Here is a 14,123-nt window from a genome sequence, read left to right as displayed (position 1 = left end):
CGCAGATGCGACATGCTGTCGGGGCCGCGACAACCGGCATGGTCCGGAATTTTGCTTGAATTTCAAATATTTCACGGTTGGCACGACGCTTGAAAGAGGATGTCTGAAGGCATCCTCTGCTCAAGGAGTCGGAACACATGGCCTACAAGATTGTCGCCTCGCAATGCACGGTTTGCGGCGCATGTGAGTTCGAATGCCCGAATGCCGCGATCAGTCTCAAGCGCGACATGTACGTCATCGATCCCAAGAAGTGCACGGAGTGCGAAGGAAGCTTCGACACGCCGCAATGTGCGGCCGTCTGTCCGGTACCCGACACCTGCATCCCGGCTTGAGCGCAGATCGATGACGCAGGCTGCGAAACCTCTCTTCCGGATGGAGCGATAGATGGCGGCGGTTCAGGAAACCATCGAACGGGTTCGCGGCATCGACGTCGACCAGTATCGTTATGGGTTTGAGACCCTGATCGACTCCGAGAAGGCCCCGAAGGGGCTGTCGGAGGAGATCGTCAAGTTCATCTCCGCGAAGAAGAACGAACCAGCCTGGATGCTGCAATGGCGGCTGGAGGCCTATCGCCGCTGGCTGACCATGACCGAGCCGGCCTGGGCTCGCGTCGACTATCCCAGGATCGACTTCCAGGACCTCTATTACTACGCGGCGCCGAAGCCGAAGAAGACGGTCTCGTCATTGGACGAGATCGATCCGGAGATCCTCAAGACCTACGAGAAGCTCGGTATTCCCTTGCGGGAGGTCGCCATGCTCGAAGGCGTCGAGCCGAAGCCCGGCGAGGAAGACCCTGCGCGCCGCAAGATCGCGGTCGATGCCGTCTTCGATTCGGTCTCCGTTGCGACGACGTTCAAGGCCGAGCTGAAGAAGGCCGGCGTGATCTTCATGCCGATCTCGGAAGCGATCCGCGAGCACCCCGAGCTGGTGCAGAAATATCTGGGCTCGGTGGTTCCGACGTCGGACAATTTCTACGCGACCTTGAACTCGGCGGTGTTCTCCGACGGCTCGTTCGTCCACGTGCCGCCCGGTGTGCGCTGCCCGATGGAACTGTCGACCTATTTCCGCATCAACGAGCGCAACACCGGCCAGTTCGAGCGCACGCTGATCATCGCGGACAAAGGCGCCTACGTCTCCTATCTCGAAGGCTGCACCGCGCCGCAGCGCGACGAGAACCAGCTGCACGCCGCCGTGGTCGAGCTCGTCGCGCATGACGATGCCGAGATCAAGTACTCGACGGTGCAGAACTGGTATCCCGGCAATTCGGAAGGCAAAGGCGGCATCTACAATTTCGTCACCAAGCGCGGCGACTGCCGCGGCGCCAACTCCAAGATATCATGGACCCAGGTCGAGACGGGATCGGCCATTACCTGGAAATATCCGAGCTGCATTCTGCGCGGCGACAATTCCCGCGGCGAGTTTTACTCGATCGCGATCTCGAACGGCTATCAGCAGGTCGATAGCGGCACCAAGATGATCCATCTCGGCAAGAACACGACGAGCCGGATCATCTCGAAGGGCATCGCCGCCGGCAAGTCGCAGAACACCTATCGCGGCCTCGTCACGGCGCACCGCAAGGCGACCGGCGCCCGCAACTTCACGGCCTGTGATTCGCTGCTGATCGGCGACAAATGCGGCGCGCACACCGTGCCCTACATCGAGGCCAAGAACTCCTCGGCTACGTTCGAGCACGAAGCGACGACCTCGAAGATCTCCGAGGACGTGCTGTTCTACTGCATCCAGCGCGGGCTTTCGCAAGAAGAGGCGGTCGGCCTCGTCGTCAACGGCTTCGTCAAGGACGTACTGCAGCAGTTGCCGATGGAATTCGCGGTGGAAGCGCAGAAGCTGATCTCGATCTCGCTCGAAGGGAGCGTCGGATGACCAACACGAAAGGAGAAGTGTGATGACGGCGCTGCTGGAAATCCGCGGGCTCAAGGCCGAGATCGACGGCCGCCAGATTCTCAACGGGCTCGACCTCTCCGTGAACAAGGGCGAGATCCATGCGATCATGGGTCCGAACGGCGCCGGCAAGTCGACGCTGTCCTATGTGCTCTCGGGCAAGCCGGGCTACGAGATCACCGGTGGTGAAGTGTTCTTCAACGGCGAGGATCTTCTTGCCATGGATCCCGACGAGCGCGCCGCCAAGGGGCTGTTCCTGGCCTTTCAGTATCCGCTCGAAATCCCCGGCGTTGCCACGCTCACCTTCCTGCGCACGGCGCTCAACGCCCAGCGCAAGAAGCGCGGCGAAGAGGAGCTGTCCTCGCCGGACGTGCTGAAGCGGGTGCGTGAACTGGCCAAGCAGCTGAGCATCGACCCCGAGATGCTGAAGCGGCCGCTCAATGTCGGCTTCTCCGGCGGCGAGAAGAAGCGAAACGAGACGCTCCAGATGGCGCTGTTGGAACCGAAACTGTGCGTGCTGGACGAGACGGATTCGGGCCTCGACATCGATGCGCTGCGCATCGTCGCCGACGGCGTCAACCGCCTGCGCGCAGCGGATCGCGGCATGATCGTGATCACCCACTATCAGCGGCTGCTCGACTATATCGTACCCGACGTCGTGCATGTGCTGGCGGCAGGACGCATCGTCAAGACCGGCGGCAAGGAGCTCGCGCTGGAGCTGGAAGCGACCGGCTACGCGCAATATCAGAGCGAGGCCGCGTGATCCCATGAATGCCGAGATCCGTCCCGCCAGCACCGCCGCCGAGATCGGACTCGCCGATCTGTTCGCTTCCGTGCGCGAGAGCCTGCCCGGGGGGCGCGACACAGGTGTGATCCGGAGCGATGCTTTCGATCGCTTCGCAGCGCACGGCCTGCCGCATTCCCGGATCGAGGCCTGGAAATATACCGACCTTCGGCGCCTGGTGCGCGATGCCAAGCCGCTGGCGCAGAGACCCGATGCACATGCCAGGAGCCTCGGCCGCGAGGCGGGCGCGGTCTTCGCCGGTCTCGGCCTCCGGCGCCTCGTGATCGTCGATGGGGCCTTCGCGCCGGAGCTCTCCGATCTCGCCAGTCTCGAGACGGGCGTCGTCATCCGCGCGACGATCGAAGCTCTCGGGGCGGGCGAACTGCCTCTTCCGCTCGACATGGCCGGATCCGATCCGGCCGCTGAGCTCAACACCGCGTTCGCTGCCGACGGCGTCTTGATCGCGGTCGCCCCCGGTGTCGTCGTGGAGCGGCCGATCCATCTCGTCTTCGTAACCACGGGCGGCGCTCCCGCCGCGACGTTCACGCGGTCGCGCGTGGAGGTCGGCAGCGGTGCGGTCCTCACGCTGGTCGAGACGTACGAGGGTCCGGATCAGTCGGACTATCAGGTCAATGCGGCCCTGCAGGTGGACGTCGCGGACGGAGCCTGTCTGGACCGCGTCAAGATCACGGGTGAAGGCGCAGCTGCGCTGCACATCGCCACGCTGGAGGCCACGATCGGCGCGAGCGCGACCTACCGCGATTTTGGCTTGACCACGGGCGGTGCCGTGGTGCGCAACCAGTTGTTCCTGAAGCTGGCGGGCGAGGGGGCCATTGCCAATGTGCACCAGGCGAGCCTGTTGTCTGGCCGTCAGCACGCCGATACGACGCTCGTTGCCGAACATGCTGCCGTCGGCTCGCAGAGCCGGGAGGTCTTCAAGGCCGTCGTCGACGAGGAGGCGCGGGCAGTGTTCCAGGGCAAGATCACGGTGCAACCGGGTGCGCAGCAGACCGACGCCAGGATGATGGCGCGCGCACTGCTCCTGTCGGATGAAGCCGTGGCCAACTGCAAGCCGGAGCTCGAAATCTTCGCCGACGACGTTCAGTGCGGACACGGCACCACGACAGGCGCGCTGGATGACCAGCTGAAATTCTATCTGATGGCGCGCGGCATACCCGCGAAGGAGGCCGAGGCGCTGCTGATCCAGGCCTTCGTGGGCGAGGTGATCGACGCCGTCGCGCGCGAGGATCTGCGCGATGCGCTGTCGCGGACGATGCTCGCCTGGCTCAAGGGACGGGAATGACGCCATGCACGCCGCGGTGAGCAACGGAAGCTATGACGTCGCCCGCGTCCGTCGGGACTTCCCCATCCTGTCGATGCAGGTGCACGGAAAGCCGCTGGTCTATCTCGACAATGCCGCCTCGGCGCAGAAGCCGAAGATGGTACTCGATCGGCTGACAGAGGCCTATACCAGCGAATACGCCAACGTGCATCGCGGCCTGCATTACCTCGCCAATGCCGCCACGGAGGCCTATGAGGGTGCACGCGACAGAGTCGCCAGATTCCTCAACGCGAAGCGGCGCGAGGAGATTATCTTCACCCGCGGGGCGACGGAAGCGATCAATCTCGTGGCGCAAACGTTCGGCCGCGAGCGGATTGGCGAGGGCGACGAGATCGTCCTCTCGATCATGGAGCATCACGCCAACATCGTGCCGTGGCACTTCCTGCGGGAGCGGCAGGGCGCCGTGATCAGATGGGCGCCGGTCGACGACGACGGCAACTTCCTGCTTAACGAGTTCGAGAAGCTGTTGAATGCGAAGACCAAGCTGGTCGCAATCACTCAGATGTCGAACGTGCTCGGCTCTGTGGCTCCGGTCAAGGAAATCGTGCGGCTGGCGCATGCGCGCGGGATACCCGTCCTGGTCGACGGCTCGCAAGGCGCGGTGCACATGGACGTGGACGTTCGCGACATCGATTGCGACTTCTATGTCATCACCGGGCACAAGCTGTATGGACCGACCGGCATCGGCGCACTCTACGGCAAGTACGAGCATCTCGCGACCATGCCGCCGTTCAACGGCGGCGGCGAGATGATCCGCGAAGTCTCGCGCGACACCGTCACCTATGGCGAGCCGCCACACCGCTTCGAGGCCGGCACGCCGCCGATCGTGCAGGCGATCGGATTCGGGGCTGCCATCGACTACGTCGAATCGATCGGCAAGGAGCGGATTCGCAGGCACGAGAACGGCTTGCTGGCGTATGCCCAGGAACGACTGCGTGGAATCAACTCGCTGCGGCTCATCGGGACGGCTGCCGACAAAGGGCCGGTCGTGTCGTTCGAGATGAAGAACGCCCACGCCCACGATTATGCGACCGTCATCGATCGGGCCGGCGTCGCGGTGCGGGCGGGAACCCATTGCGCGATGCCGCTGCTCGAGCGCTTCGGGGTGACTGCGACCTGCCGGGCCTCGTTCGCCCTCTACAACACCATGGACGAGGTCGACGCGCTGGCCGAGGCGCTGGTCAAGGCCCAGGAGATGTTCTCATGAGGGGACAAACGGCTGCGAAGCCACGACCCGTTGCCCGCATCGTCTGCGATGCCCACAGGCGCCGCGCGGTGCGGAACATAGAGCGGCGATTCACCGGAGAGTTTTCGCCTGGCGAGCCGGTTCGCGCCGCGGCCCTGATCAGGAATGACGGCATGTATCCGCACAAGGACATTGGCGAGCCGTTGGTGCATCCGGGCGATGCCGGCATCGTGCGCGAGAGCTGGCGCTTTCTCGGCGAGCTGTACTACACGGTCGAGTTCACGGCCCGGTCGGTCTTCGTCATCATGCGCGGCCGCGAAATGATGCGGATGGGCACGGCGTTCGACCTCGCCTGACGGTCGGCTTCAGACGGCCTCCCCCAGTGCGGCCGCTGCATCGGCACGGGTCCGCGCCACCATCGACCGGAATCCGTTGGAGCGTTGGGGTGTCAGGTGCTCGCCGAGCCCGAGCCGCTCGAACAGAGCGATGGGGTCCTCGCGCGAAATCTCCGCGGCCGGCCGTCCCGACAAGAGCGCAATTAGGATCGCGACCAGGCCGCGGACGATGTGAGCATCGCTGTCGCCCGCAAAGGTGAGGAAGGGGTATCCATCCCGGTGCTCGACTGTCGTCGCAAGCCAGACCTGGCTGGCGCAGCCCTGCACCTTGTTGGCGCCCGTTCGCAGCTCGTCAGGATAGGGCGTCAGCTTGCGACCGAGCTCGATGACGTAGCGGTAGCGGTCGTCCCACTCGTCGAGGAGCGAGAAATTCTCGATGATGTCCTCGATCGGCGTTGGCCGAGATCCCGTTTCAAGCTGCATGAGCGCCTCGATGCGTTGGTGCGATGCATCAAGCAAGCTCCATACCGCGGCGCGGATCGATGCTTCCGTGCAGGGAAATGCTTGTTCGGCGTCCCTCGCCGACGGATGCATTGTTTTGTTTCGAACAGCCCTCGGTGCACGCACATGTCGACATGATGCGATGTCGGGTTTGCAACAATCGGGAGGCTCGCCGCTATCTGTCTAAAATCGCTCTAATTTTTGTCCCCGGCAAGCGCTGGCACACTCGTTGCAAAAGTCCTTGTGCAAGGCGACCTCGCGGAAACAGATCGCGAGAGCGGCGCGCCGGTTCAGGCGTCCAATCGTTCACACAGGGATAACCGAGGGATATTCGTATGAGCCTAGCAACCACACAGAGCGTTGCCGAGATCAAGGCCCGCAACAAGCAACTGATCGACGAGGTCTTGAAGGTCTATCCGGAGAAGACCGCAAAGCGTCGCGCCAAGCACCTCAACGTGCACGAGGCCGGCAAGTCCGATTGCGGCGTCAAGTCGAACCTGAAATCCATCCCCGGCGTGATGACCATTCGCGGCTGCGCCTATGCCGGCTCCAAGGGCGTGGTGTGGGGCCCCATCAAGGACATGATCCACATCAGCCACGGCCCGGTCGGCTGCGGGCAGTACTCCTGGGCGGCCCGGCGCAACTACTATATCGGCACGACCGGCATCGACACCTTCGTCACGATGCAGTTCACCTCCGACTTCCAGGAAAAGGACATCGTGTTCGGCGGCGACAAGAAGCTCGCCAAGATCATCGACGAGATCCAGGAGCTGTTCCCGCTCAACCACGGCATCACCATCCAGTCGGAATGCCCGATCGGCCTGATCGGTGACGACATCGAGGCGGTGTCGAAGGTGAAGTCCAAGGAGTATGACGGCAAGACCATCGTCCCGGTGCGCTGCGAGGGCTTCCGCGGCGTCTCGCAATCGCTCGGTCATCACATCGCCAACGACGCGGTGCGCGACTGGATCTTCGACAAGATCTCGCCGGAGGCCAAGCCGGCGTTCGAAGCGACGCCCTACGACGTCGCCATCATCGGCGACTACAACATCGGCGGCGACGCCTGGTCCTCGCGCATCCTGCTCGAGGAGATGGGCCTGCGCGTGATCGCGCAATGGTCGGGTGACGGCAGCCTCGCCGAGCTCGAAGCGACGCCCAAGGCGAAGCTCAACGTCCTGCATTGCTACCGCTCGATGAACTACATCTCCCGCCACATGGAAGAGAAGTTCGGCATTCCCTGGTGCGAGTACAATTTCTTCGGTCCCTCCAAGATCGCGGAATCGCTGCGCAAGATCGCCAGCTTCTTCGACGACAAGATCAAGGAAGGCGCCGAGCGCGTCATCGCCAAGTACCAGCCGCTGATGGACGCGGTGATCGCAAAGTACCGCCCGCGCCTCGAAGGCAAGACGGTGATGCTGTTCGTCGGCGGACTGCGTCCCCGCCACGTCATCGGCGCCTACGAGGACCTCGGCATGGAGGTGGTCGGCACCGGTTACGAGTTCGGCCACAACGACGACTACCAGCGCACCGCCCAGCATTACGTCAAGGACGGCACGCTGATCTATGACGACGTCACCGGTTACGAGTTCGAGCGCTTCGTCGAGAAGATCCAGCCCGATCTCGTCGGTTCCGGCATCAAGGAGAAGTACGTCTTCCAGAAGATGGGCGTGCCGTTCCGGCAGATGCACTCCTGGGACTATTCCGGTCCCTATCACGGCTATGACGGCTTCGCGATCTTCGCCCGCGACATGGACATGGCGATCAACTCCCCGATCTGGAAGAAGACCAAGGCACCCTGGAAGGATGCCCCGCGGCCGAGCCTGATGGCGGCGGAATGACGGTAAGCGCCGGCTCCTCCCGTTCAGGGAGGAGCCGGGACAGGCGATCGAACACGAATCCAACCAAGGTGCCAAGATGACACAGAATGCCGAACACGTGCTCGATCACTTCGAGCTGTTCCGAGGTCCGGAATACCAGCAGATGCTGGCCAACAAAAAAGCGCTGTTCGAGAACCCGCACGATCCGGCGGAAGTCGAGCGCATCCGCGAATGGGCCAAGACGCCCGAATATCGCGAGAAGAACTTCGCGCGTGAAGCCTTGACCGTCAATCCCGCCAAGGCCTGCCAGCCGCTCGGCGCGGTGTTCGTCGCAGTCGGCTTCGAGGGCACGCTGCCCTTCGTGCACGGCTCGCAAGGCTGCGTCGCCTACTACCGCAGCCACCTGTCTCGCCACTTCAAGGAGCCGAGCTCCTGCGTCTCCTCCTCGATGACGGAGGATGCGGCCGTGTTCGGCGGCCTCAACAACATGATCGACGGCCTCGCCAACACCTACAACATGTACAAGCCGAAGATGATCGCCGTCTCGACCACCTGCATGGCGGAGGTGATTGGCGACGACCTCAACGCCTTCATCAAGACGGCGAAGGAGAAGGGCTCGGTTCCGGCCGAATACGACGTGCCCTTCGCCCATACGCCGGCCTTTGTCGGCAGCCACGTCACTGGCTACGACAATGCTCTCAAGGGCATTCTGGAGCACTTCTGGGACGGCAAGGCCGGCACCGCGCCGAAGCTCGAGCGCAAGGAGAACGACAAGATCAACTTCATCGGCGGCTTCGACGGCTACACCGTCGGCAACATCCGCGAGATCAAGCGTATCTTCGAGCTGATGGGGATCGAGTACACGATCCTGGCCGACAACAGCGACGTGTTCGACACTCCTACCGACGGCGAGTTCCGCATGTATGACGGCGGCACCACGCTGCAGGACGCCGCCAACGCGATTCATGCCAAGGCGACCATCTCCATGCAGCAATATTGCACGGAGAAGACGCTGCCCTTCATCCAGGGACATGGACACGAGGTTGCGGCCTTCAACCACCCGGTTGGCGTCAGCGCCACCGACGACTTCCTGATGACGCTGTCGCGCATCAGCGGCAAGCCGATCGCGAAGACTCTGGAGCAGGAGCGCGGCCGCCTGGTCGATGCGATGGCTGATTCCAGCGCGCATATCCACGGCAAGAAGTTCGCGATCTACGGCGATCCGGACCTCTGCTACGGCCTGGCGGCTTTCCTGCTCGAGCTCGGCGCCGAGCCGACCCATGTGCTCGCCACCAACGGCAACAAGGCCTGGGCCGAGAAGATGGAAGGGCTGTTCGCCAGCTCGCCGTTCGGCAAGAACTGCCATGCCTATCCGGGCAAGGATCTCTGGCACATGCGCTCGCTGCTGTTCACAGAGCCGGTCGACTTCCTGATCGGCAACACCTACGGCAAATATCTGGAGCGCGACACCGGCACGCCGCTGATCCGCATCGGCTTTCCGGTGTTCGATCGCCACCATCATCACCGTTATCCGGTGTGGGGTTATCAGGGCGGCATGAACGTCTTGGTCAAGATCCTCGACAAGATCTTCGACGAGATCGACAAGAACACCAACGTGCCTGCCAAGACCGACTACAGCTTCGACATCATCCGTTGATGTCGACGAGACCTGCCGCCGCCTCGCCGGGCGGCGGCAGACGACCTGTCTAGCCAAGTGATCGAGACTGCGGGGCGAGATGCTCGCGCAGCGGGTCAGGGAATAGGAGAGACGCATGAGCTCGCTGTCGGCCACCATCCAGGACGTCTTCAACGAGCCGGGTTGCGGCAAGAACGCCAACAAGACGGAGGCCGAACGCAAGAAGGGCTGCACCAAGCAGCTGCAGCCGGGCGGGGCCGCCGGCGGCTGCGCCTTCGACGGTGCCAAGATCGCGCTGCAGCCGTTCACCGACGTCGCGCATCTGGTCCATGGCCCGATCGCCTGCGAAGGAAATTCCTGGGACAACCGCGGCAGCGCGTCGTCCGGCTCCGACCTCTGGCGGCGCAGCTTCACCACGGACATGAACGAGACCGACATCGTGTTTGGCGGCGAGAAGCGGCTCTACAAGGCGATCAAGGAGGTCATCGAGAAGTACGATCCGCCGGCGATCTTCGTCTACCAGACCTGCGTTCCCGCCATGATCGGCGACGACATCAACGCGGTCTGCAAGGCGGCGGCCACGAAATTCGGCAAGCCGGTCATCCCCGTCAATTCGCCCGGCTTCGTCGGCCCGAAGAATCTCGGCAACAAGCTGGCCGGCGAGGCGCTGCTCGAGCACGTCATCGGCACCGAGGAGCCCGACTACACCACGCCCTACGACATCAACATCATCGGCGAGTACAACCTGTCAGGCGAATTCTGGCAGATCAAGCCGCTGCTGGACGAGCTTGGCATCCGCATCCTCTCCTGCATCTCCGGTGACGGAAAATACCGCGAGCTGGCCTACTCGCATCGGGCCAAGGCCGCCATGATGGTGTGCTCCAAGGCGATGATCAACGTCGCCCGCAAGATGGAGGAGCGCTACGGCATTCCCTACTTCGAGGGCTCGTTCTACGGGATCCAGGATTCCAGCGATTCCCTGCGCGAGATCGCGCGGCTGCTGATCGAGCGCGGCGCGCCGGCGGAGCTGATGGACCGCACCGAAGCGGTGATCGCGCGGGAGGAAGCCAAGGCCTGGGCGGCCATCGAGCGCTTCAAGCCGCGATTCAAGGACAAGAAGGTGCTTCTGATCACCGGCGGAGTGAAGTCGTGGTCGGTGGTTGCGGCGCTCCAGGAGGCGGGTCTCGAGATCGTCGGCACCTCCGTGAAGAAGTCCACCAAGGAGGACAAGGAGCGGATCAAGGAGCTGATGGGGCAGGACGCCCACATGATCGAGGACATGACGCCGCGCGAAATGTACAAGATGCTGAAGGACGCGCGCGCCGACATCATGCTCTCCGGCGGCAAGTCGCAGTTCGTCGCGCTGAAGGCGGCGATGCCCTGGCTCGACATCAACCAGGAGCGGAGCCACGCCTATATGGGCTATATCGGCATGGTCACGCTGATGGAGCAGATCGAGAAGGCGCTCTACAATCCGATGTGGGCGCAGCTCCGCAAGCCGGCGCCATGGGACGAGGCCGGCGTCAACTGGCAGACCAAAGCGATGGCGCAGATGGATGCGCAGGCGGCAGAGATTGCGGCCGATCCGGTCCGCGCCGAGGAGGCCCGGCGCGCCAAGAAGATCTGCCACTGCAAGACGGTCGATCTCGGCACCATCGAGGATGCGATCGCCGCCCACGGCCTCTCCACCGTCGACGGGGTGAAGGAGCATACCAACGCCTCGGGCGGCTGCGGCGCCTGCAAGGGACGGATCGAGGACATCCTCGCGGTACAGCCGACGCCGATCCTCGAGGCGGCGGAGTAGGGCGCCCAGATGGCCATCGTCACCACCTCCAAGAAGGCCTGCTCGGTCAATCCGCTCAAGATGAGCCAGCCGATCGGCGGCTCCTTTGCCTTCATGGGCCTGCGCGGGGCGATGCCGCTGCTGCATGGCTCGCAGGGCTGCACCTCGTTTGGGCTGACGCTGTTCGTGCGGCATTTCAAGGAAGCCGTGCCGATGCAGACCACCGCGATGAGCGAGGTCGCAACCGTGCTCGGCGGCTATGAGAACGTCGAGCAGGCCATCCTCAACATCTACAATCGAACCAAGCCGGAGATCATCGGCATCAATTCGACCGGCGTCACCGAGACCAAGGGCGACGACGTCGAAGGCTTCATCCGCCTGATCCGGCAAAAGCATCCGCAGCTCGAAAAATTTCCGCTGGTCTATGTCGCAACGCCTGATTTCAAGGACGCCTTCCAGGACGGCTGGGAAAAGACCGTCGCGCGCATGGTCGAGGTGTTGGTCGATCCGGTCGAGGCCGGGGCTGCGCGCGATGCGGCGCGCGTGAACGTCCTGCCGGGCTGCCATCTCACGCCCGGCGATCTCGACGAGCTGCGCACCATCATCGAGGATTTCGGCCTCAAGCCGTCCTTCCTGCCGGACCTTGCCGGCTCGCTCGATGGTCATATCCCCGACGAATTCACGCCCACCACGATTGGCGGCATAGGGGTCGACGAGATCGCGACCATGGGGCAGGCGGGCTGGACCATCGCGGTCGGTGCGCAGATGAGGCGCGCGGCGGAAGCCATGCAGCAGAAGGCGGGGGTGCCGTTCCGCCTGTTCGAGCGGCTTTGCGGCCTCGCCCCAAACGACGAGTTCATCGCATTCCTCAGCGAGATCAGCGGAAGGCCCGTGCCGGCGAAATACCGCCGGCAGCGCGGCCAGCTCGCAGACGCAATGCTCGACAGCCATTTCCACATCGGCGGACGCAAGCTCGCGATCGGGGCCGAGCCGGACCTGCTATTCGATCTCTCCAGCATGCTGCACGAGATGGGTGCCGAAGTCGCGGTCGCGGTGACCACCACGGTCTCGCCGGTGCTCGAGCGCATCAGGACCCAGGAGGTCCTGATCGGCGATCTCGAGGATCTGGAAGAGCGCGCCAAGGCGCACGACTGTGATCTTCTCATCACGCATTCGCACGGCCGGCAGGCGGCCTCGCGCCTGAAGATTCCGTTCTACCGTGCAGGCTTCCCGATGTTCGACCGGCTCGGCGCCGGCCATCAGCTGTCGGTCGGTTACCGCGGCACGCGCGATCTGATCTTCGACCTCGCCAATCTCGTCATCGCCGACCGCGAGACCAACCACCAGCCGACGCCCGAGACCTGGCGGAGCACGGACAGTGGCCTCCAGGTCGTCCCGCCGCAACTGCATTGACGCAAGAAGAGGGACCAGACCGATGAAAGTCGCCTTTGCCACCCAGGACCTCAAGCGCGTCGATGCGCATTTCGGCTGGGCCAAGAACATCGCCATCTACGACGTCAATCCGGACGGCCATCGCTTCGTCGAGGCCATTCAGTTCGACGGCGACCTCAAGGAGGACGGCAACGAGGACAAACTGGCGCCGAAGATCGAGGCAATCAAGGATTGCGTGATCCTCTATGTCGCCGCGATCGGCGGCTCGGGCGCGGCCCGGGTCGTCGCCAACAACATCCATCCGATGAAGGTGACTCAGCCCGAGGCCATCGACGACCTCTGCGTCAAGCTCGAAGACGTGCTGAAAGGCTCGCCGCCGCCCTGGCTGCGCAAGGTGCTCGCCAAGGGACAGGATCGCAGCTTTGATTTCGAAGACTGAAGGAAACACTCATGTCAGAGGCGGCTGAACTGGTTCAACCCGACACCGCGGCCGAGGCGCCGTTCGTCAAGGAGCTCGTCAAGATCTGGCGGGCCCAGGACACCCATGGCGCCTGGGAGGGCAAGAAGGACCTCGATCTGCTCGAGCCCTATATCCTCGACAAGGAGAAGCGCCGTGCGCTGCCGATCGTCGGCGATCCCGATCCGGACACGATCTGGCGCATGGAGCTGTTCTTCAACGCCGTCTCGCTCTTGATCGAGAAGGAAACCGGCGTGATGATCTCGCCGATGCTCAAGATGCACCATGAAGGCTTCGGTCGCCTGGTCCTGATCGGCGGGCGGCTTATCGTCGTCAACAAGCAACTGCGCGACGTGCACCGCTTTGGTTTCGACAATCTCGCCAAGCTTGCGGCCGAGGGCGACAAGTACGTCGCAGGCGGGGTCGAGATGATCCGCAAGTTTCCCGATGTCGCGAATTACTGAGGTTAGAGCATGAGCGACCTTGAAACACTGAAGGCCGAGATCAAGAAGCTGTCGGCCAAGGCCACGCAGGCCAAGATGGATCTCCACGACCTGTCGGAGGAGCTGCCGATCAACTGGACCTCGATTCTGACCGTCGCCCAGAAGGCGCACGATGCCTTCGCCGAGCTCGAGCGCAAGCGCGAGGATCTCAAGACGCTGGAAAAGGCATAACCGGATCCCGACCATGTCCTACGCAACCCGCGACGGCCGCGACTGGAAGCCGGACTATCTGGTCTCGATCGATGCCAAGAAGTGCATCGGCTGCGGCCGCTGCTACAAGGTCTGCGGCCGCGAGGTCATGACGCTCAAAGGCATCAACGAGGACGGCGAGATGATCGACCTCGATGACGACGATGACGAGGTCGAAAAGAAGGTCATGGTGATGAACGACGACGGCGCCTGCATCGGCTGCGGCGCCTGCGCGCGGGTCTGCCCGACCAACTGCCAGACCCACGCCCCCGCAGCCGCCTGAGGCGCGCGCAGGACCA

The 14,123-nt window shown here is 63.4% G+C and carries 15 protein-coding genes; 14 read left to right on the top strand and 1 reads right to left on the bottom strand.

All coding sequences use genetic code 11. The features are described from left to right. Positions 1-137: 137 nt before the first annotated feature. The 6 genes from AC3WLX_RS13625 to AC3WLX_RS13600 are packed head-to-tail and all read left to right on the top strand — an operon-like array spanning position 138 to position 5,567. Positions 138-332: a 4Fe-4S dicluster domain-containing protein gene (locus AC3WLX_RS13625; protein WP_025037833.1), complete on the top strand. Its 195-nt coding sequence runs from the start codon at positions 138-140 to the stop codon at positions 330-332. 52 nt (positions 333-384) lie between these two features. Beyond that, on the top strand, positions 385-1,881 hold the full coding sequence (gene sufB, locus AC3WLX_RS13620; protein ID WP_492336317.1) for a Fe-S cluster assembly protein SufB: 1,497 nt from the start codon (positions 385-387) through the stop codon (positions 1,879-1,881). Positions 1,882-1,903: 22 nt separating this feature from the next. Then, on the top strand, positions 1,904-2,662 hold the full coding sequence (gene sufC, locus AC3WLX_RS13615; RefSeq protein ID WP_492336316.1) for a Fe-S cluster assembly ATPase SufC: 759 nt from the start codon (positions 1,904-1,906) through the stop codon (positions 2,660-2,662). A 4-nt stretch (positions 2,663-2,666) separates the two neighbouring features. Further along, positions 2,667-3,986, top strand: a complete 1,320-nt coding sequence (gene sufD / locus AC3WLX_RS13610) for a Fe-S cluster assembly protein SufD (RefSeq protein WP_492336315.1) — start codon at positions 2,667-2,669, stop codon at positions 3,984-3,986. A gap of 4 nt (positions 3,987-3,990) precedes the next feature. Continuing rightward, complete coding sequence (locus AC3WLX_RS13605; protein ID WP_492336314.1) at positions 3,991-5,232, top strand: cysteine desulfurase; 1,242 nt, start codon at positions 3,991-3,993, stop codon at positions 5,230-5,232. Continuing rightward, positions 5,229-5,567 carry a nitrogen fixation protein NifZ gene (locus tag AC3WLX_RS13600; RefSeq protein WP_492336313.1) on the top strand — a complete coding sequence of 113 codons (339 nt, stop codon included), beginning with the start codon at positions 5,229-5,231 and terminating at the stop codon, positions 5,565-5,567. The genes AC3WLX_RS13605 and AC3WLX_RS13600 overlap by 4 nt, the downstream gene beginning before the upstream one ends. A 9-nt stretch (positions 5,568-5,576) precedes the next feature. Here the strand turns inward: AC3WLX_RS13600 and AC3WLX_RS13595 are convergent, their stop codons facing one another. Next, entirely contained in the window at positions 5,577-6,029 is a 453-nt protein-coding gene (locus tag AC3WLX_RS13595) for a SufE family protein (RefSeq protein ID WP_492336312.1), read from the bottom strand. Between the two features lie 353 nt (positions 6,030-6,382). Here AC3WLX_RS13595 and nifD point away from each other — a divergent pair, with 353 nt between their 5' ends. From nifD to fdxB, 8 genes are all read left to right on the top strand, one after another. Beyond that, a complete protein-coding gene (gene nifD, locus AC3WLX_RS13590; RefSeq protein ID WP_492336311.1) occupies positions 6,383-7,885 on the top strand; it encodes a nitrogenase molybdenum-iron protein alpha chain in 1,503 nt (500 codons plus the stop codon). Positions 7,886-7,961: 76 nt separating this feature from the next. Then, entirely contained in the window at positions 7,962-9,521 is a 1,560-nt protein-coding gene (gene nifK, locus AC3WLX_RS13585; protein ID WP_492336310.1) for a nitrogenase molybdenum-iron protein subunit beta, read from the top strand. A 115-nt stretch (positions 9,522-9,636) separates the two neighbouring features. After that, positions 9,637-11,304, top strand: a complete 1,668-nt coding sequence (gene nifE, locus AC3WLX_RS13580; protein ID WP_492336309.1) for a nitrogenase iron-molybdenum cofactor biosynthesis protein NifE — start codon at positions 9,637-9,639, stop codon at positions 11,302-11,304. 9 nt (positions 11,305-11,313) lie between these two features. Further along, the gene (nifN, locus tag AC3WLX_RS13575; RefSeq protein ID WP_492336308.1) at positions 11,314-12,696 is read left to right on the top strand and encodes a nitrogenase iron-molybdenum cofactor biosynthesis protein NifN; all 1,383 of its coding nucleotides are present in this window, start codon (positions 11,314-11,316) and stop codon (positions 12,694-12,696) included. A 22-nt stretch (positions 12,697-12,718) separates the two neighbouring features. Further along, complete coding sequence (nifX, locus tag AC3WLX_RS13570) at positions 12,719-13,114, top strand: nitrogen fixation protein NifX (RefSeq protein ID WP_291624475.1); 396 nt, start codon at positions 12,719-12,721, stop codon at positions 13,112-13,114. A gap of 11 nt (positions 13,115-13,125) precedes the next feature. Beyond that, the gene (locus AC3WLX_RS13565) at positions 13,126-13,596 is read left to right on the top strand and encodes a NifX-associated nitrogen fixation protein (RefSeq protein ID WP_492336307.1); all 471 of its coding nucleotides are present in this window, start codon (positions 13,126-13,128) and stop codon (positions 13,594-13,596) included. A gap of 9 nt (positions 13,597-13,605) precedes the next feature. After that, positions 13,606-13,806 (top strand): CCE_0567 family metalloprotein, encoded by a 201-nt coding sequence (locus AC3WLX_RS13560; RefSeq protein ID WP_291630786.1) that lies wholly within the window; start codon positions 13,606-13,608, stop codon positions 13,804-13,806. 13 nt (positions 13,807-13,819) lie between these two features. Continuing rightward, positions 13,820-14,107: a ferredoxin III, nif-specific gene (gene fdxB / locus AC3WLX_RS13555; RefSeq protein WP_131870828.1), complete on the top strand. Its 288-nt coding sequence runs from the start codon at positions 13,820-13,822 to the stop codon at positions 14,105-14,107. The last annotated feature ends 16 nt before the right edge of the window (positions 14,108-14,123 follow it).

Source organism: Bradyrhizobium sp. FW305-F6 (assembly GCF_058782905.1).
The sequence above is the reverse complement of the archived record's forward strand: the minus strand, read 5'-3'. Positions and strand labels throughout refer to the sequence as shown.

Excerpts from the sequence above, each read along its gene's own strand:
- AC3WLX_RS13625 (WP_025037833.1), top strand. The coding sequence starts at position 138 with ATGGCCTACAAGATTGTCGCCTCGCAATGCACGGTTTGCGGCGCATGT.
- sufB (WP_492336317.1), top strand. The coding sequence starts at position 385 with ATGGCGGCGGTTCAGGAAACCATCGAACGGGTTCGCGGCATCGACGTC.
- sufC (WP_492336316.1), top strand. The coding sequence starts at position 1,904 with ATGACGGCGCTGCTGGAAATCCGCGGGCTCAAGGCCGAGATCGACGGC.
- sufD (WP_492336315.1), top strand. The coding sequence starts at position 2,667 with ATGAATGCCGAGATCCGTCCCGCCAGCACCGCCGCCGAGATCGGACTC.
- AC3WLX_RS13605 (WP_492336314.1), top strand. The coding sequence starts at position 3,991 with ATGCACGCCGCGGTGAGCAACGGAAGCTATGACGTCGCCCGCGTCCGT.
- AC3WLX_RS13600 (WP_492336313.1), top strand. The coding sequence starts at position 5,229 with ATGAGGGGACAAACGGCTGCGAAGCCACGACCCGTTGCCCGCATCGTC.
- AC3WLX_RS13595 (WP_492336312.1), bottom strand. The coding sequence starts at position 6,029 with ATGCAGCTTGAAACGGGATCTCGGCCAACGCCGATCGAGGACATCATC.
- nifD (WP_492336311.1), top strand. The coding sequence starts at position 6,383 with ATGAGCCTAGCAACCACACAGAGCGTTGCCGAGATCAAGGCCCGCAAC.
- nifK (WP_492336310.1), top strand. The coding sequence starts at position 7,962 with ATGACACAGAATGCCGAACACGTGCTCGATCACTTCGAGCTGTTCCGA.
- nifE (WP_492336309.1), top strand. The coding sequence starts at position 9,637 with ATGAGCTCGCTGTCGGCCACCATCCAGGACGTCTTCAACGAGCCGGGT.
- nifN (WP_492336308.1), top strand. The coding sequence starts at position 11,314 with ATGGCCATCGTCACCACCTCCAAGAAGGCCTGCTCGGTCAATCCGCTC.
- nifX (WP_291624475.1), top strand. The coding sequence starts at position 12,719 with ATGAAAGTCGCCTTTGCCACCCAGGACCTCAAGCGCGTCGATGCGCAT.
- AC3WLX_RS13565 (WP_492336307.1), top strand. The coding sequence starts at position 13,126 with ATGTCAGAGGCGGCTGAACTGGTTCAACCCGACACCGCGGCCGAGGCG.
- AC3WLX_RS13560 (WP_291630786.1), top strand. The coding sequence starts at position 13,606 with ATGAGCGACCTTGAAACACTGAAGGCCGAGATCAAGAAGCTGTCGGCC.
- fdxB (WP_131870828.1), top strand. The coding sequence starts at position 13,820 with ATGTCCTACGCAACCCGCGACGGCCGCGACTGGAAGCCGGACTATCTG.